At 65.5% G+C, this 18,301-nt stretch carries 14 protein-coding genes and 1 tRNA gene; 7 read left to right on the top strand and 8 right to left on the bottom strand.

What is annotated here, in order from left to right; translation table 11 throughout:
* Window positions 1–46 precede the first annotated feature (46 nt).
* The 8 genes from AXF13_RS04405 to AXF13_RS04440 form a co-directional block, all read right to left on the bottom strand.
* Window positions 47–1,336 carry a TRAP transporter large permease gene (locus AXF13_RS04405; protein ID WP_008684490.1) on the bottom strand — a complete coding sequence of 430 codons (1,290 nt, stop codon included), beginning with the start codon at window positions 1,334–1,336 and terminating at the stop codon, window positions 47–49.
* Window positions 1,337–1,345: 9 nt separating this feature from the next.
* A complete protein-coding gene (locus AXF13_RS04410; RefSeq protein ID WP_062251789.1) occupies window positions 1,346–1,915 on the bottom strand; it encodes a TRAP transporter small permease in 570 nt (189 codons plus the stop codon).
* 292 nt (window positions 1,916–2,207) lie between these two features.
* Entirely contained in the window at window positions 2,208–3,212 is a 1,005-nt protein-coding gene (locus tag AXF13_RS04415; RefSeq protein WP_008684487.1) for a TRAP transporter substrate-binding protein, read from the bottom strand.
* 578 nt (window positions 3,213–3,790) lie between these two features.
* A tRNA-Leu gene (locus AXF13_RS04420) sits at window positions 3,791–3,877 on the bottom strand.
* Window positions 3,878–3,977: 100 nt separating this feature from the next.
* Complete coding sequence (gene ade, locus AXF13_RS04425) at window positions 3,978–5,753, bottom strand: adenine deaminase (RefSeq protein ID WP_062251790.1); 1,776 nt, start codon at window positions 5,751–5,753, stop codon at window positions 3,978–3,980.
* A gap of 10 nt (window positions 5,754–5,763) precedes the next feature.
* Window positions 5,764–6,636: a DMT family transporter gene (locus AXF13_RS04430; RefSeq protein ID WP_062251791.1), complete on the bottom strand. Its 873-nt coding sequence runs from the start codon at window positions 6,634–6,636 to the stop codon at window positions 5,764–5,766.
* Window positions 6,637–6,668: 32 nt separating this feature from the next.
* Window positions 6,669–7,439 (bottom strand): alkaline phosphatase family protein, encoded by a 771-nt coding sequence (locus AXF13_RS04435; protein WP_062251792.1) that lies wholly within the window; start codon window positions 7,437–7,439, stop codon window positions 6,669–6,671.
* A complete protein-coding gene (locus AXF13_RS04440) occupies window positions 7,439–8,542 on the bottom strand; it encodes a polysaccharide deacetylase family protein (RefSeq protein ID WP_062251793.1) in 1,104 nt (367 codons plus the stop codon). Before AXF13_RS04440 ends, AXF13_RS04435 begins: the two co-directional genes overlap by 1 nt.
* Window positions 8,543–8,833: 291 nt before the next feature.
* Here AXF13_RS04440 and AXF13_RS04445 point away from each other — a divergent pair, with 291 nt between their 5' ends.
* From AXF13_RS04445 to AXF13_RS04475, 7 genes are all read left to right on the top strand, one after another.
* Window positions 8,834–9,961 carry a glycosyltransferase gene (locus tag AXF13_RS04445; protein WP_062251794.1) on the top strand — a complete coding sequence of 376 codons (1,128 nt, stop codon included), beginning with the start codon at window positions 8,834–8,836 and terminating at the stop codon, window positions 9,959–9,961.
* Window positions 9,962–9,968: 7 nt separating this feature from the next.
* The gene (locus tag AXF13_RS04450; protein WP_083521950.1) at window positions 9,969–10,499 is read left to right on the top strand and encodes a hypothetical protein; all 531 of its coding nucleotides are present in this window, start codon (window positions 9,969–9,971) and stop codon (window positions 10,497–10,499) included.
* A 20-nt stretch (window positions 10,500–10,519) separates the two neighbouring features.
* Complete coding sequence (locus AXF13_RS04455) at window positions 10,520–11,695, top strand: glycosyltransferase family 2 protein (RefSeq protein WP_062251795.1); 1,176 nt, start codon at window positions 10,520–10,522, stop codon at window positions 11,693–11,695.
* Window positions 11,696–12,499: 804 nt separating this feature from the next.
* Complete coding sequence (locus AXF13_RS04460) at window positions 12,500–13,690, top strand: ABC transporter permease (protein ID WP_008684465.1); 1,191 nt, start codon at window positions 12,500–12,502, stop codon at window positions 13,688–13,690.
* Between the two features lie 10 nt (window positions 13,691–13,700).
* Complete coding sequence (locus AXF13_RS04465) at window positions 13,701–15,668, top strand: glycosyltransferase (RefSeq protein WP_062251796.1); 1,968 nt, start codon at window positions 13,701–13,703, stop codon at window positions 15,666–15,668.
* Window positions 15,669–15,715: 47 nt separating this feature from the next.
* A complete protein-coding gene (gene rfaE2, locus AXF13_RS04470) occupies window positions 15,716–17,167 on the top strand; it encodes a D-glycero-beta-D-manno-heptose 1-phosphate adenylyltransferase (RefSeq protein WP_062251797.1) in 1,452 nt (483 codons plus the stop codon).
* Between the two features lie 65 nt (window positions 17,168–17,232).
* Window positions 17,233–18,207: a glucokinase gene (locus AXF13_RS04475; RefSeq protein ID WP_062251798.1), complete on the top strand. Its 975-nt coding sequence runs from the start codon at window positions 17,233–17,235 to the stop codon at window positions 18,205–18,207.
* Window positions 18,208–18,301: the final 94 nt, after the last annotated feature.

Genomic DNA, 18,301 nt, shown 5'->3' on the forward strand with positions numbered 1-18,301 from the left:
GCCGCCCCTGTGCAGGGGCGGCTTTTCTGTGCGAGCTCGCGGCGGCTTATTTCCCGCCCATGAGCCAGTCGAGCGGAATGAGCGAGAGTTTGGGGAAGAAGAGCAGCAGGAAGAGCATGACCACTTCCACCAGAATGAAGGGGACCAGGTTACGGATCAGCTGGGTGATCTTGATGTTGCCGATGCCGCACACCACATAAAGCACTGTGCCCACGGGCGGCGTGATCACGCCGATGCCCAGGTTCAGGATGAAAAGCAGACCGAAATAGTAGGGGTCGATACCGGCCTGGGTGATGAGCGGATAGAACACCGGCGCGAAGATCAGGATGTTGGGCGTAAGGTCCATGACCATGCCGATGAGGAAAAGAAAGACGTTGATGCACAACAGCAGCAGAACGGGGCTGTCGATGAGCGGCGAAAAGAGTGCCGTCATCTGATTGGGAATCTGGGCGATGGTGATGAACCAACCCACGGCCGTGGCCGTGGCCACGATGAGCATGACCACCGAAGTGGTTGTGGCCGCCCGCGCGCTGACGCGCAGCAGTTCGCGGAAGGAAAGCTCGCGGTAGTAAAGCACGCAGACCACAATGGCGTAAATGGCCGCGAAGGCGCCGCCTTCGGTGGGCGTGAAAACGCCGAAGCGGATGCCGCCCAGCAGGAGCACGGGCATGAGGAAGGCGGGCGTAGAGTCGATCAGGATCTTCCACTTTTCCTCACGGGTGAAGGTGATGGTTTCGTTGTAGCCGTCCTTGCGCACCACAAAGAACCAGACCACCATCAGCGCGAGACCGATTAAAATGCCCGGGACCAGGCCGATCATGAACAGTTTGGTGATGGAAAGGCCGCTGATGGTGGCGCCGAGCAGGATGAAGTTGGTGCTGGGGGGAATGATGGGGCCCAGAATGGCACCGGAGGCGATAACGGCCCCGGCGCGTCCCGGCTTGTAGCCCACTTCCTTCATCATGGGCAGCAAAAGACCGCCCAGAGCGGCGGCCTCGCCCACGGAACTGCCCATGAGACCCGCGAAAATGATGCTGGCCACCACAGCCGCATAGCCCAGGCCGCCGCGCACCCGGCCGATCATCAGCTGGGCCAGTTGCACCACGCGTTTGGAAAGTCCGCCCGCGGCCATGATTTCACCGGCAAAGACAAAGAAGGGGATGGCCATCAGCGGGTAGTTGTTGGCCCCGTCCAGCATGCTGCCGGGAATGATCATGGCGTCCCACATGCCGGAGTGCCACATGAGCACCATGGCGCAGAGCACCAGCACCAGGCAGATGGGAATGCCGAAGGCCAGGAAGAAGAACAGGGTGCCGAGAAAGATGAAAAGTTCCACGTTCTCCCCCTATGCCTTGGTGAAAGAGGATGCCGGACGACGGATGAGAGCCACGAGGTCGCGCACCTGCATGATCAGGGCCGCGAAGGCCATGATGGGCAATGTGCCGTTGATCAGGGCCATGTTCACATTGGTGGCCACGGAATAGGTGTCCACGGTCTGGAGCACGTTGATCACGCCGCCGTAGAGCAGAAGGCCCATGGCGACCATGCCCAGGAGCGTGGCGGCGATGTCCACGTATTTGCGGGGTGCGCCGTGCAGCAGGTCCACGAACATGTCCACGGCAATGTGCTTTTTGTGGTAAAAAGCCTCAATGGCCCCGAAGAACGTGATGTAGATGAAGAGAAAGCGCGCCCATTCCTCGCTGGGGGGATAGCTGGAGGAAAAGACGTAGCGCAGAAAAGCGTTGTAAAAGACCAGACCGATCATGCCGAGGAAGATGACGGCGCAAAAAATCTCAAAAAGCAGCCGGCCGAGGGATTCGGACTGCGCTTTGCCGTGATCCGCATGCGGATCACACGGCTTGTCGGCGTCCGGAGCGGACGCCGATGGAAGGTTTTGCTGTGTCTCGTCGTGCATACTGACCTCTGCGGGAACAATGCCCTGACGGAATATGGACTTGTGCGGAAAATTTTAGAGGCTGTCGTCACGAGCGTCTTTTCGGTTATCTCCGCGTTGAAATTCGCCTTTTATTCCGGTCGAGTACCAGCAGAGTACACTTCCTTCATAAAAGGCTCTTTCTCCCTGATATAACACGAAAATCCATCTCATGACGACACCCTCTAGTGCTGCGGGGCCTTCCCGCCGAGCGCGTTGCGCGACGGGCCGGAAACCTTACGCCCCCGGCCCGCGTTACATCGTGCTGATCTTGTTACTTGGCCTGGCGATAGCTGGCGGCGCTGTCCAGGATTTCCTGGGCATTGGGCACCGTGTCGTAAAAGAGCTTCCAGCTGCGCTTGCCGGCTTCCGCCATGTAGTCGTGGAATTCCTTGCTGGGCGTGGTGATGTGGCCGTTGGCGGCGATGATGGTCTGCTTGGCTTTTTCGTCGCCCGCGGCCACCATCTTCCAGATGTCGTCGGCGGAGCGCTTGGCGGCTTCGTCAACCCACTTGCGGTCCTGTTCGGGCAGGGACTTGTAGAATTTTTCGTTGATGTACAAGGAATGGATCACCAGGATATGGCCGGTGAGGGTGATTTCAGGGGTGATCTCATACATCTTCAGGCTCACGATGTCGGCCAGCGGGCTGTCGCCGCCGTCGATGACGCCCTGGTCAAGCGCGCCGGGCACTTCGGCAAAGGGCATGGGCTGGCCGCTGATGCCGCATTCCTTGGCGAAATTGGTGTACAGGGGGATGTTGGGCACGCGCATGCGCAGGCCCTTGAGGTCGGCGATGGTTTTCACCGGCTTTTTGGTGTAAAAATGGCGGAAACCAAGGGGAAAGGCGTTGAGGGTGCGCAGGCCGGACTTTTCGGTGAAGCCCTGGTTGATCAGCTCAAAGGTCTTGCCTTCCATGGCACGGCGGGCATGGTCCAGATCGTCGTAGAGCATGGGCGTTTCCAGCATGGCCATGGCCGGATGCAGCGCCGAGGTCTGCGTGCCGGTGGCGCACATCTGAATAATACCCTTACGGGTGGCGGCGATGTAGGCGTCTTCCTTGCCGAGCTGGCTGTTGGGGAAGACCTGTACTTCATATTTGCCGTTGGAAAGTTCTGCCAGATATTTGCCGAACTGATGCATGCCGATGGTTTCCGGCTCGCCTTCCGGCTTCATGCCCGCGATTTTGATCACGGTTTTGGCATCGGCCGACGGCGCCATGCCCAGCGCCATGCCGCAGATGAGGCCGAATGCCACAAAGAGCGCAATAATGCGTTTCATCAGAGATCCTCCTGTTGGTTTGGAATCCTTATCTGTTCTCGTACATATCCCGCGCTGGCCGTCAGCGGCGCTTTACGTCGCCCGGCGGACGTGCGTCATGACACAACCGTGCCGCTGCAGCCGCCAAATCGGCGGCGTCCGGCACCTTCCGTCCGGGCACGGCGATGGGCATGCCCCCATGCCGTCCTCGATGCACCCGTTATCCGGCGTTATCCGCTTGGGTAAAACTTACTTGACGTGGCCGATAAAATTCAATGTTTTTTTTCACAAAATTTTGCTTGGGCCGGAAATGCGCGTCCCGCGCGGTTCGGAGCTGATCGCGGGACAGCTTGGTTCAGGCGGATTTTCCCGCCATGCCGCGCGACAAGACGGCGGACGGCAGAAACGCAGCGTCCCTGCCCATGAGAGGCAAGACCTTGGGGACATACTTATTTTTCGGAGGTGAGGATTTGCCGATACCGAGCGTGCCTTAACAATCCGTCCTTTCTGGACTTGGTTGCATTTGGCGACAGTGGTGCGGGTGATGCAGTGGTGGCACAAAAAAGGCGGCTACGTTTCCGTAACCGCCTGAATTTGCTTGGTACCGGGAGCGAGACTTGAACTCGCAAGACCTTGCGGTCGGCGGATTTTGAGTCCGCTGCGTCTACCAATTCCACCATCCCGGCAGGAACACGCGTTTCCGGCGCGCCCTGAAAAGCGCGATGCCGTGACAACGTGAGCAAATCTTTTAGCCCAGACCGGCTGTTCCCGTCAAGAGGCCTGGCCCTACGCTTTTTCGGCATCCACCGGCACAAACGAAAAGCCTTGCACGTCGAACAGGCCGCGCGCGGTGAGCTTGAGTTCCGGAATGACCGGCAGGGCCATGAAGCTCAGGGCCATGACCGGGTCCAGGTCCGGGTTGAGCGAGAAGTGCCGTCGCGCGGTCGCCAACAGCGCGGCCTTGCGCGCGGCCACTTCCCGGCCCGGCTCCGGGCTGATCAGTCCGGCCACGGGCAGGGGCAGGGCGGCCAGGGTCCGCCCGCGTTGCAGGCAGCAGATGCCGCCGCCCATGGCGCGCAGGCTTTCCACGGCAGCCAGCATGTCCCGGTCATTGCCGCCCGCCACCACGATATTGTGGGAATCATGGGCAATGCTGGTGGCAATGGCCCCATCAAACACCGCGTCCGGCCGCAGATAGCCGTGCAGGATGCCCACGCCGACCTTGCCTGTGGCCTTGTGGCGCTCCACCACGGCGATTTTCGCCAGACCGGGATTTTGTTGCGGATCAAAACAGCCCCTGTCCAGCGCCACGGGCAGGATCAGAGCGCGCGTGATCAGCGATTGCGGGGTCAGGCCCATGACCCGCGCCCGGCCCGAGGGCACGGGCAGGCGCAGGGCCTCCTGTGTCAGCGGCGCGATATGGATCGTGTCCAGCACGTCCGAAGACGGCGGCGCGGCGGGAAGTTCCACGCAGAGACGTCCTTCCTGGGCCACTTGGCGTCCGGCCCTGAACACTTCGCGGACCCGGAATCCACGCAGATCGTCCACCAGACAGAAGTCCGCCGCCCAGCCCGGCGCAATGCCGCCCCGGTCCCGCATGTCGTAAAACACACAGCCGTTCAGCGTGGCCATGCCCACGGCCAGCAGCGGGTCCAGGCCCTCGGCCACGGCCAGGCGCAGGATTTCGTCCATATGCCCGCGTTCCAGCAGGTCCGCCGGGCTGCTGTCGTCCGTGCAGAAGCAGCAGCGGTGGGCGTTGTTGACATGCACCGCGCGCAGCAGGGCGGGCAGATTGCGCGCCGCCGAGCCGTGCCGCACAAAAACGTACATGCCGCGCGCCAGGCGCTGGACGACCTCCTCCGGGCTTTCGCATTCGTGGTCGCTGGCCACGCCCGTGCCGCAGTAGGCGTCCAGCCGCGCCTGGAGCAGGCCGGGGGCATGGCCGTCCAGGCGCTTGCCCGAGGCGCGGGCCAGGACGATTTTGTCCAGCACGGCGGGATCTCCGGCCAGCAGGCCGGGATAGTTCATCATTTCCCCCAGGGCGCAGACCCGTTCGTGCCCCATGAGCGGAGCCAGATCCGCGGCGGCCAGGACCGCGCCGGAATCCTCAAAGGGCGTGCAGGGCACGCAGGAGGGCAGCGCCAGGCGCAGATCCAGGGGCAGGTCCCGCGAGCTTTCCAACAGATAACGCAGGCCGGTCAGACCCAGAACATTGGCGATTTCATGTGGATCGGCCACCACTGCGGCCGTGCCGTGCGGCACGACCAGACGGGCGAATTCCGCCGGGGTCAGCATGGTGGATTCCAGGTGCAGATGGGCGTCCATCAGGCCGGGCAGCATGAAACGCCCGCGCGCGTCCATGCGGCGGCGGGCCGGAAGCCCGCTTGGGCCGAAGCCCAGAAAAACCCCGTCGCCCGCGGTTACGGAAATGTCGCGCAGCAGGGTGCGGCTGAACACATCCACCACATTCACGTGTTCCACGCAGAGATCGGCCGGTTCCAGGCCTCGGGCCATGCGGATGCGCCGGGCCAGGGATTCGCTTGTGCGGGGGGGCGGAGACATGGGCGCTTCCTCAATCACGGCTTTTGTCCGTGGTCAGCAGCAGGACGGCGGCCAGCACCAGTCCGCTGCCGAACCAGCCGCCGAGGCTGAAATTTTCCTGCCAGAACAGCCAGACCCAGAGGGTGCTCAGCACCGGCTCCAGATGGCAGGTGACCGCCGCGCGCACCAGGCTGATGCGTTTGAGGCCCTGGCCGTAGCAGGTATAGGCGAAAAAGGTGCTGGTCACGCCCAGCACGGCGAGCCAGAACCAGACGCGCGGCTCATGGTTGAGACTCACGGGCACGCAGAACCAGAGCGCGAGCACGCCCCCGGCAAGCATGAAGCCGTAAATGGTGGCCGTGGCGTAACGGTTCTGCCACCAGCGGTAAAAGGGATAGTGCGAGGCGTAACAGAGCCCGGTCAGCAGCCCGCAGCCGATGCCCAAAAGCGAGGTCCGCCCCGGCAGGCTGCCGCCGGAAAAGCAGACCAGGGTGGTGCCGGTCAGGGCCACGCTGATGGCCCCGATCTTGCGCGGCGAGATCCTTTCCCTGAAGAGCAGGCGGGAAAACACGGCCACCCAGACCGGCGCGGTATACAGCAGCACCACGGCCATGGCCGCGCCGCTGAGCTGGATGGCGTACTGGGTGGCCCCGAAAAAGACGCCCACGCCCCAGACCCCGAAGAGCAGAAAAATACCCGCGTCGCGGGGCCGGATGAACAGGCCCTTGTGCAGCGCGGCGTGGACCAGGAACAACGCGCCGCCAAAGGCCGCGCGCCAGAAGGCGGTTTCCAGCGGGCTGACCCCGGCGCTCATGCAGATTTTGGAAATCACCCCGATCAGCGACCAGAAAAAAGCCGCCAGCAGAATCCAGACATAGCCGCTCAGACGGTCGTTGCGCTGCATGGGAAGACTCCGTGAGGCTTGGGGGGATTCGTTCATTCCGCCAGGCCCAGAACCGCCAGCATCAGATCCGCCACCTGGGTCTGGCGCGCGGGCAGGGGCAGACCATTCCAGGCCCGCCCCGCCAGCCAGAGCGGCACCCGGCGGACCGGCTCCGTATTGTCGTAATGGCCGCAATCCGCATCCATGCCGTGGTCGCTGGTGATCAGCACGGCATAGCCCGCGTCCAGCCAGCGCGGCAGATAACGGGCCAGCAGGCCGTCGGCCGCGCGCGCGGCTTCGCGGTAGGCGGGCGCGTCCGCTCCGGCCGCGTGCCCGGCGAAATCAATGCCCATGGAATGCGCCAGCAGCAGATCGGGTCCGTAGCGCAGCCGCAGGGCCTCGGCGTCGCGGAACAGTTCGTCGTCGGGATAGGCGTCCTGGCTGTAAAACAGGCCGTGTCCGATGGGTAGGGCGGGGTCGTCGGTCAGGCGGTCCCGTTCCGGTTCAAAGGGCGCGCGGTTGCAGAGTTCGCTCATCCAGGAATAGGCGGCCGCCGCCGTGCTCAGGCCCGCGTCCCGCGCGCGCTGAAAAATGGTCGGCGCCGGGCAGAGGCGGGCGTCGTCGTTGCGCAGAATGCCGCTCCGCGCCGGGCTCAGGCCGCTGAGCAGGGTGGCGTAGAGCGGGCGGGACAGCGGGGGCAGCTCGGCTTCAAGCTCGGTAAAGCGGGCCTGCCCCGCTTCGGTGAGGGCGCGCAGGCAGCTCATGCAGCGCCGGGCCGTGGCCGCGCCCAGGCCGTCCAGCAGCACAAAGGCCAGACGGGACATTACCAGTCCCCCCGGCCCGCCGGGCGTTGGGGAAAATCCAGGGCCGCGGCTTCCGCATGGAGTTGGGCGGCGGTGACGCCCCGGACCTTGAAGTTTTCCTTCAGCCAGCGCAGATAGTCGTAAATTTTTTGCAGCAGCGCGTCGGCCGCGGCCTGATCCGGCACGTTGGGCGACGCGCCGGGCAGCATTTCCGAGGAATGCCAGAACAGACTGAGCACCTTGCCGCCGCGTCGCGCGTGCAGGCGGCTGGCCAGACGCATGACGCGCGGACTGTGCCAGACCGGATTGGGGCTCAGCGCGCCCCAGAAATGAAAGGAATCCAGCAGACCGGCCTTGCGGCGGGCCAGGCCGTACCAGAGCCGCGCCAGGGCGGGCGAGAGCGGGATCTGGGTGATGGGCGCTTCCAGCAGACGGCGGCCCGACAGATCCTCGGCCCAGTAGGGATCGGCCGGGGCCAGAAAATGGTCCGGCCCGTCCCTGAAAGCGCGCAGCGGGCAGACGGAGCTGTCCACGCTGATGCCCGCCTCGGCCAGCAGCGGCCGCACCACGGCTTTCAGATCCCAGCGGCCCATGCGGAAACTGGTCAGGGGCGCGGACTGGAAGTCCCGCCCGGCGTCCAGCAGGGTGCGCAGCCGCCGGCGCAGCAGGTCGCGCGGCAGGCGGTCGGTGCGCGTGGGCGGACCGTCGGCCTTATGGGCGGCAGTCCCGGTTCCGGCCCGGTTTTCAACCAGGGGCGGGGTGCTCCAGTGGTGCAGATGCGCGCCGATTTCCGCGCCGCAGTGGTCGCGCATCCAGGCCAGCACGGGCCGGGCTTCGGCGCTGGCAAAGACCGTGTGGGCGCAGAACAGGGTCAGCGGAAAGCCCAGCTCCCGGCTCAGCGGGGCCAGGCGGGGCAGCAGGGCCACATTGCGCACGCCGCAATCCGAGGCGGCGTAGCGGCCGGAGAACAGCCCTTCCTCTTCCACATCCAGACTGACGACGACGCGCAGGGCGGGCGCGTCCGCGCGCGCTTCGGAGGCGATAGTGCTCATCGGCGCATAATAAGCCGGGATGCCCGGCAAGGCAATGCCGGGCGGGGCTTGTAACAGGGCAATCGACTGCATGCCTCAATCTCCGGATATTCATCTGTTTCCATAAGTATGTCTTTCTTCCTTCCTTACACCCGTGAACGCAGCCGACACGGGCGGCAAGTGAGCGGGGGGCGGATTTTGCAAAATAACCGCAAAGGTACAGGAAGCCTGACGCAAGAGCATGTTTCTTTTTCGTCCTGGACACAAAAAATGCCATCCTGTTCATGCGCTTGCTCCGGGACTTGCAAAAGCGCGCGGAATGCATAGTATGCTGGCAACCGCAAGCCGTAACCTGTTACGGCGCGCGTTTTCCACAGGAGCCCTATGACGCGACCGTTGAACGTGCTTTTTCTCATGGAAGATCTCTGTTTCGGCGGCACCCAGCGCCAGACGCTGGAGCTGGCCCGCCGCCTGGACCGGAAGCGTTTTTCCCCGGCCATGCTCACCCTCACCGGCGCGACGGATCTGGACAGCGCGGCCCGTGACGCGGGCATCGGCCTGACGCATCTGGGCGCGTCCCGCAGCGCGGCCCCCTTCTTTTTTCTGCGCCTGGCCCCGGCCCTGCGGCGGGCCGCCCCGGACATTCTGGTGCCCTGCACGGCCCTGCCCAACATCTGGGGCCGGATCTGGGGGCGGGCGCTGGACGTGCCCGTGGTCGTGGGCACCTGCCGGGGCGGCGGCGGCCCCAAACGCCAGCACGAGCGCTGGCTCTGGCGTCTGACCCGGCATATGGTCTGCAATTCCGAAGCCCTGTTCCAGACGCTCCAGGGCCTGGGCGTGCCCGCCGGACATCTGAGCTACATTCCCAACGGGGTGGACGTGGACTTTTTCCGGCCCGGCGAAAATCCCCCTTCGGCGCGGGAGCCGGTGGTCTTGTGCGTGGCGCGCCTGGCGCGCGACAAGGATCATTTGGCCCTGCTGCGGGCCTTTGAACTGATTCTGCAAAGCCGTCCGGAGGCCCGCCTGCGCATTGTGGGAGACGGCCCGGAAGAGGGGGCCCTGAAGCAATGGGCGCGTGAGCATCCGGCGGGCGCGCGGGTGGACTTTTTCCCCGGCGGCATGGACATGCGCGAACACTACGCGGCGGCCCGGCTGTTTGTCCTGGCCTCCGTGCGCGAGGGCCAGCCCAATGTCATTCTGGAGGCCATGAGCTGCGGCCTGCCGGTCTGCGCCACGGCGGTGGGCGGCATTCCCCGTCTGGTGGAGGAAAACGGCAACGGCTTCTTGTCCGCGGCGGGCGATGACCGGGCCCTGGCCCGCAACTGCCTGCGCCTGCTGGACGATCCGCAGTCCGGCGACGCTCTGGGCCGGGCCGGACGCCTGCGCGTGGAGCGCGATTTCTCCTTTACGGCCATGGTGGACGCGCATCAGGAGCTTTTCGAGCGCCTCTGGCGGGAGCACAGCCGGAAAACGCCGTCAGCCGGCCAGCGAGAAGCCCAAGCTGGAACATAGACACGCTATGAACAACTTTTTTTCTTTTTCCAGGTCATGGGCAACAGGCGTTCTGATCGTGCTGCTGGCCATGTCCCCGACAGGGGCCGCCCCGGCCCTGGCCGACGAATCCCCGTCCGGCGCCGCGGCTCCGGCCGCCGGGGAAAAGGCCGTCCCCGCGTCGTCGTCCCCGTCGCTTCCGGCGGCATCGGCGGACGCGCCCACGCCCGCAGAAGTGACGGAACTCTGGACCGGTTCGCTGTATACCTCCACCTTCCGGGTGGGCCTGTGTTTTTCGGCCCAGGGCAAGGTGCGGGGCGTGCTGCATCTGCGTCTTGCTAACGGCCAGGTGGATGTTTACCACTTTGAGGGCAGCGTGAAAGACAACGCCATTGAAGCCTCCCATTCCTCGGGCCACAGGTTCAAGGGTCGTCTGAGCGCGCCGGACAAGGTGGAAGGCACAATCAGCCTTAAAAACGGCATGAAGATCAAGCTCGAAGGCAAGCGCGTCCAGGACGTGCCGCTGGCGTCCGGGGACTGCGCGCCTCTGCCGGACTAGGTTATTTCAGGAGTAATTCCATGCTGATGTTCTGGTTCTGCGTGGCCCTGGCTCAGTGCGGCCTGCTCTGGCTTCTGGCCCGCTGCGGGCGTTCCCTGGTCCGGAAGGCCGGAGAGGAGCGCGAGGCGAACCGTTTCACGCCTCCGGGCGGTTGGCCCAGGGCGGCGATGATCATTCCGGTGGCGGGCGCGCATCCGCGCATGGTCGAGGCCCTGAGCAGCCTGCTGCGTCAGGATTATCCGGATCTGCTGCCGGTGCTGGTGACGGCCACGGCCGAGGAACCGGCGGCCGGGCTGATCCGCACGCTGCGGGAGGATTTCCCGGCCCTGCGGCATGTGGTGGCCGGTCCGGCCGCCGGTTGCGGCCAGAAAAACCACAACAGTTTGCAGGGCGTGGCCGCCGTGGGCGACGCGGCGGACGTCTATGTGTTCTGCGACAGCACCCATCTGGCCGCAGAGGATTTCGTGCGCTGCCTTGTGGGACCCGTGGCCAGGGGAGAGGCGGCGTTCAGCACCGGCTACCATACGGTGGAGCCGCGCGACCAGCGCCCGGTGACCCTGGCCTATGCGCTCAGCGTGCTGCTGATGCGCTTTTTGCAGGCCCTCTCGGCCTTCACCCAGCCCTGGGGCGGGGCCATGGCCATGAGCCGGGCCGCTTTTGAACGCTACGGCGTGGCCGAACTCTGGGCCCATAATGTGGTGGACGATTGTTCCCTGGGCGCGCTGCTGCAGGGCCGGGGCGTGCATGTGCGTCTGTGCGCCGGGGCCTTGCTGCGCACCGAGGCCGCGGACCACGCCCTGCCGGTCTGGCGGGCCTGGATGGAACGCCAGGTGCTGTTTCTCAAGTTCTGCATACCCGGCCAATGGCTGCTGCTCGGGGTGCTGGCCGTCCTGATGGCCGTGCCCCCGCTGGGCGCGGCTCTGGCCCTGCTCGGCGGCCTGCTGGGCCTGGGCAGCGGGGCGGCCGTGCTGCTGGCCCTGCTCTGGCTGGCCGCGCTGGCGGCTGCGCTGGGGCCCTGGCGGGCCTTTTTGCCCCGGTCCGTGCCCCTGGGGCGCTGGCTCTGGGCTTTTGTCTGCGCGGTGGGCATGTTTGTTCTGGTCTATCTGCGCACCATTCCCGCCAGGGAGATTGTCTGGCGGGATACGGCCTATACGGTGGGGCAGGGCGGCACGGTGCTCGGCGTGCGGCGGCGTTGACCGCGCGGGACAACGGGACAGGCCCAATCCGTTTTCAGCTCGCTCTCCGCCTGTTGTTTTATTCCGCCCTCCGGGCACGGGGCTTACGGCGTGCCGCCGTTTGGGCCGCCTGCGCGGCGCGCGGCAGGGGGCCGGGGGCGGCAGCCCCCAGGCCCCCTACAACCCCCTGCCCCCGCTGTGAGCCGTAACGTAATGGCGCGGCGTAAAGCGGAGCCTGCCCGCGTGCGGGCAAGCTCCTGAGCGCCGCGTTTCAATTTTTTTCAATGGCATAGCCGTTCATGCCGCGCGGTTCTGGTGCTCTGTAAGTCGGGCTTTGCCTGAACAGTATAACGCATCGGCGCGGCGTCCCACGGGTCTTGCTCGCGGGGCGAGCTACGCCCCGAAATCGCCGCGCGTCAATGAGCCAATTTCCGGTAAAAGACGAAGTTTCAACGCGGAGCCCAGCCGTCAATGGCAATTGCGCGGCGCGGAGGGAAATCGCCTGAGCGCAGCGAAGGAAGCTCCCGCAGCAAAAGACGCGCCGCCCTCGAAAGCCAGGAGCATTGGAAAGCCTTGCAGGGGTGTTCCGGGGGGCAAGGGGGCCTGCCCCGCGCCGGGAGGCGTAAAGTCTCCGTGCCCGCAGGGCGGAATAAAACAACGTGCGGAGAACGAATTGGTCCGGGCTCCGGGCGGCCGTTTTGACACTTGCCCCGGCCCGGCGTAATAATGGATGTGTTGTACTGACGCTTGTCGGCCGATTTTCGGTATTGCGGCCGCGCGGCGCGGTTTTTTATCGTCTTCTTATGGATATGTGGTAGTTGCGCTATGATCGCCATGTCCGACCTTTTTCGCGTCAGCCTCAGGCAGGTTGTGCGCCAACGCGGCTTCGGGGTGATTTTGTCCATTGCTCTGGGCATCACCGCCTTTATTGCCCTTTCCGTGCTGGGCCGCGAAATCCGGTATAAAGTGGGCCAGGATATGGTGCTCATGGGCGGGGTCAACGTCATCCAGGTCTATATGGATGACAAGCAGTACCCCGGTCAGCCCGTGCGCGAATTCTTTCCCGCCACCGTGGACGCCCTGCGCGCCCTGCCGGGCGTGGGCATGGTCAGCCGCAACGTGCGCGACGGCAAGGGCTTCCTCCTGCGCGGCGAGGGCGAACGCTCGTTGAGCGTCTATTTCATAGGCATCGACCAGTATTTCGCCGAGGTCTATTCCCTGTCCCTCACGGCCGGACGGCTGTTCAGCGATGCGGATATGGAGCGTCACAGCCGGGTCTGCATGCTGGGCCGCGAAGCCGCCCGCAATCTCTACGGCGACCCGGACAAGGCCGTGGGCAAACTGCTGTTTCTGGAAAAGGACGTTTTTGAAGTTGTGGGCGTGGTCAGCGGCGTGATGCTGGGCAGCTGGAGCCAGGGCGGCTTTCTGCCCTATACCACCATGATCGACCGCAACTGGGGCGACGGCAAGGTGACGCGCCTGTTTGTGCGCGCCGTCGGCTGGGAAGACGTGCCGCCCCTGATCCGCCTGATCCCGGAAGTGGTGCGCGAGCATCAGGCCGCGCCCTATCTGGTCATCCGCACCCAGGAAGAACAGCTTGAACGCATCAAGACCACCTTCATGTGGGTGGAGGCCCTGCTCTGGCTGGGCATCGCCGCGTCGCTGATGCTGGGCGGCTTCGGCATCTGGTACGGCACCTTCGCCGCGGTGCGCGCGCGCACCCGCGAAGTGGGCCTCAAAAAAGCCATGGGCGGTTCCGATACGGACATCCTGGCCCAATTTCTGGCCGAGGCCCTGTGCAAATCCGTGGCCGGCGGCATTCTGGGCATTGTGGTGGGCGTCACCCTGGTCGAAATCGGTTCGTGGTCGCTGGGCACGGGCATTTCCTACCCCCTGCTGGTCGCCAGCAGTCTGGGCAGCATCGTATTCTCCGCGCTCATCGGCGTGGCCGGCGGCTTGTATCCGGCCCTTCAGGCCAGCCGCATGGACGTGGTTACCGCACTGCGTTTTGAATAAAAGGTGAAACATGGCTCCGGTTATCGTCGCCAAGGATTTATATAAGTGTTACGCCGGGTTCTCGCCGGTCCTGCGCGGCGTGAACATTGAAGTGCAAGCCGGTGAACTGGTGGCCATCATGGGCCCCTCGGGCTGCGGCAAGTCCACCATGCTGCACATTCTGGGCATGCTGCACGCGCCCGACGCCGGTTCGCTGAACATTCTGGGCACGGATGTGCTCACCTTCACCCGCGAGCAGACCGCCGCCTTCCGGCGTGGGAACATGGGCTTTGTGATGCAGTCCAGCAACCTTTTCGAGCACTCCACGGTGTTTGAGAATGTTGAATTTCCCCTGATTTATGAAGGCATACCGCCGCAGGAACGCTGGGAGAGGGTGATCCGCGCCTTGGAACTGGTGCGCCTTTCGGCCAGGGTACATTACCGCAGCAACCGTCTGTCCGGCGGCGAGCAGCAGCGCGTGGCCATTGCCCGCGCCATGGTCAACAATCCGCGCATTCTGCTGGCCGACGAACCCACGGGCGCGCTGGACGCTCGCACCAGCCGCCTGATCATGGAGAATTTCCGCACGCTCTGCCACACCGGCGGGGTGTCCATGGTCATGGTTACCCATGACCCCAAGATGGCCGAATACTGCGACAGCATCTATACGCTTGAGGACGGCATCCTGCACTGCCGCCGCCATGAGCTGCCGCCGCTTCCGGAGCATGACGCGCAAAGCCTGCTCTCGCCCCCGCCGCCGGTGGTGCGCGGCGCGCTGGTGGCCGAGCGTTTTCCCGAGGCCTCGGGCCAAAACCTGATGGAAGAGGCCCACCGCCTGCACGCTGCGGGCCTGCTCTCGCGCATTTACGCCATCCGGGGCAGCGGCCTGCTGGGCAATCCCGAGGGCTACGCCCTGCCGCTGGCCGTGCGCCGCATCGGCGCGTGGCATTTTTTCTCCGTCTGCGCGTCCCTGTTCCGGCAGTTGCGGGGCTCGTCCCATTCCTTATGGGATCTCTGGCGCGATCTGCCCACCCGTTCCCGCTGGGGCCGGGGCCTGCTGAGCCATCTTTGGGCCTTCGGCTGCGGGGCCCTGCTGGCCCGCTGGGGCCTGGAGGAAAAAATCGAGTTTCTATATGCCACGGGCGCGCACAGCGAAGCCACGGCCAGTTGGGTGGCCGCGCGTTTGCTGGGCGTGCCTTTCGCCTTTTCCGTGCGCGCCCAGGATCTGGCCCGGCCCGGCAAGGACTGGGCCGTCAAGGCGGCGCAGGCGGTCTTTGTGCGTTGCGACACCCAGGCCACCCTGCGGACCCTGCGCGAGATGCTGCCGGAACTGCCCGCCGAGAAGCTGATTCTGCTGCGCGATCCCCTGACCCTGACCCCGCCCGAGGACGACGCGGACATTCCCCTGCCTTCCGGCGCCCAGGAGGCCCAGCCCCTGCAAATCCTGGCCGTGGGCACCATCAGCAAGCGCAAGGGCTATGACCTCCTGCTGCGGGCCTGTGCCCAATTGCGCGCCCAGGGGCTGGATTTCCGTCTCAAGATCGTGGGCCAGGGACCGGAGCGCCTGCGGCTGCGCTGGCTTGCCTGGCGTCTGGGCCTGCGCGGGCTTGTGGAGTTTACGGGGCAGATGCCGCATGAAAACATGGCCGATTTCTATAAAAAGGCCGACATCTTCGTCTCGCCGGGGCGCAAAACCAGCCAGGGCGATGTGGACGGCCTGCCCTCGGCCCTGGCGGAAGCCATGGCCTTTGGCCTGGCCGTGGTGGTCAGCGATCTGCCGGGCCTGACCGAAGCCGTGGAAGACGGGAAAAGCGGTCTGGTGGTGCCCCGGAATGACGCGGCGGCCCTGGCCCAGGCTTTGGAACGCCTGGCCGGGGATCCCGAGGAACGCCGCCGCCTGGGCGGCGCGGCCCGGACGCGCATCCATGCCCTGCTGGATGCGCGGGAAGATGAAAGCCCCTTGGGCGCGCTCTTCAGCCGGGCCATCCGCGGGGCCTGAACCGGCTCCGCCCGCATGTCGGCAATCCACGGGAACAGGAATGAGCTATGGAATTTAGCGGAGTACGTGTGTTGGTGCTGGGCGATGTGATGCTCGACCACTACATTTCCGGCCGGGTGCGGCGCATTTCGCCGGAAGCGCCGGTGCCCGTGGCCTGCGTGCGGAAACGCTGGACCGTTCCGGGCGGCGCGGCCAACGCGGCCCGTAATCTCGCCCGGCTGGGCGTCGGGGTTGAACTGGTCGGCCTGGCGGGCCGCGACGAGGCCGGAGAGGGCCTGCGCCGCGAACTGGCCGCCGAAGGCATCGGCGACGGCCTTGTGTATTCCGCCGCGCGCGGCACCACGCGCAAAACCCGGATCATTGCCCAGGGGCAGCAATTGCTGCGCCTGGATGAAGAAGAGATCGTCCCGCCGCGGCCGGAGGAAAGCGCGCTGCTGCGAGAAAAAGTTCTGGAACGCCTGCCGGGCTGCGGCGCGCTGGTGCTCTCCGATTACGGCAAGGGCGTGCTGCTGGACGGCGCGGACGGCCACAGCCTGTGCGCACCGGTCATCGCGGCGGCCCGCGAGCGGGGCATTCCCGTGCTGGTGGACCCCAAGGGCGGGCAGTGGCGGCGTTATGCCGGGGCGCAGTGCGTGACGCCCAACAGCGCGGAGTTCGCCCTGGCCTGCGGCCTGGAAGCGGGCGATAGCCCGGATCAGCGGGAGCGGGAAAGCCTGGCCGCCGCGTTGCGCGAACGCCACGGCCTGGAGCGCCTGTTGCTTACGCGCGGCCCCAAGGGCATGGCCCTGTTCAGCCCGGACAGACCGCCGCGGTACATCCGGGCCGCCGTGCGCGAGGTGGCCGACGTGTCCGGCGCGGGCGACACAGTCATCGCGACCCTGGCGGCCTGCGTGGCCAAGGGCCTGGACTGGGAGGAAAGCGCGCTCGTGGCCAATACGGCGGCCGGTGTGGCTGTGGGCAAGCCGGGCACCGCGCCGGTGGCCCTGAGCGAACTCAACCTGGCCCTGCGCGAGAACGCCGACAATCCCAAACTGTACAGCCTGCCCGATCTGCTGGAAAAACTGGAGGAGTGGCGGCGCGGAAACGCGAGCATCGTGTTCACCAACGGCTGCTTCGACCTGCTCCATCCCGGCCACATTTCCCTGATCCGCCAGTGCGCGGCCTTGGGCGAGCGCCTGGTGGTGGGCCTGAACAGCGACGCCTCGGTGCGCCGTCTCAAGGGCTCCGGCCGTCCCATCCAGAACGAGCAGAGCCGCGCGCTGCTTCTGGCCGCGTTGCAGGGCGTGGACGCGGTGGTTCTTTTTGACGAGGACACGCCCCTGGAGCTGATCCGTCGGGTGCGGCCCGATGTGCTGGTCAAGGGCAGCGACTATACCGTGGAAACCGTGGTGGGCGCGGAGCTGGTGCGCGAATATGGCGGCCGCGTGCATCTGGCCGGGCTGATGGACGGGTGCAGCACCACCAATCTGGTACGCCGGATGGGCTCGGACAGGAGCTGAGCCTGACGAAATCCGGCCCGAACCCTGTTCCGCCCGCTTTGACCGCATTGCAGCCGGGAGACCCCATGCAGCGCATTCTCGCAGCCGATATCGGCGGCACCAATTGCCGTTTCGCATCCTTCAGCCTGGATCAGGGCCGTCTCCGCCAGGAGCGGGTGGTCTGGATCAGGTCCGCGGGCCTGCTGGATACGGACATGGTGCTTGTCGCCCTGGAGCGCGAGCTGGAAACGCCCCTGCGCACGGCGGACATGCTTGTTCTGGGCCTGGCCGGGCCGGTGAGCGACGGCCTGCGCGGCGGCCTGACCAACGGCGCCCTGCGCGTGGATCTCACGGGCCTGGAACAGCGCTACGGCATTCCCCGCGCTCTGGTCATCAATGACTTTACCGCCGAAGCCTACGGCTGCCTGACGGAAATCGGGGAGCAGGCGCGTTGCGTGGTCAGGCCCACGGAGCAGGCCGAGGTGCCGCCCACGGCCAGCCGGGGCGTGCTGGGCGCGGGCACGGGTCTGGGCACCGCCTCCCTGGTGCATGACGGGCGCGGCGGCTGGCTGCCGGTGGCCGCCGAAGGCGGGCACGCCTCCTTTCCCTTTGTGGGCGACGAGGAAAATGATTTTCACAAATTCGTCTGCCGGGAACTGGGCTATCCTTTCGCGCGCGGCGACGACATTCTCACCGGCAGGGGGCTTGGCCTGCTGCACCGCTATCTCAGCGGCGAAACTCTGGAAGCCCGCGAAGTGGGCGAGCGCGCCCTCAGCCGGGATACCCCCACCCTGCGCTGGTATTCGCGCTTCTATGCCCGGGCCTGCCGCAACTGGATTCTGACTACCCTGTGCCGTGGCGGCCTGTGGATCGCGGGCGGCATTGCCAGCCGTAATCCCCTCAGCGTCACCAGCGACTATTTTTTGCGGGAGCTGTACACCACCCCGCAGTTCGCCTCCCTGATCCGCTCCGTGCCCATCTATCTGATTGAGAATAAAAACAGTGGATTGTGGGGTGCTGCCCAGGCCGGTCTGGAGGTGTTGCGCCGCGAGGCGCGTTGAAGGCGCGGCTGCGGAAACGTGCTGTCCACACGCTCCGGAGCCGACGGCATTTTGAACTTGGCATGCTGAAGTCCCGGCAAGATCTGTCCACGTA

This window comes from Desulfovibrio fairfieldensis (genome assembly GCF_001553605.1).
Taxonomy (GTDB): Bacteria; Desulfobacterota; Desulfovibrionia; order Desulfovibrionales; family Desulfovibrionaceae; genus Desulfovibrio; species Desulfovibrio fairfieldensis.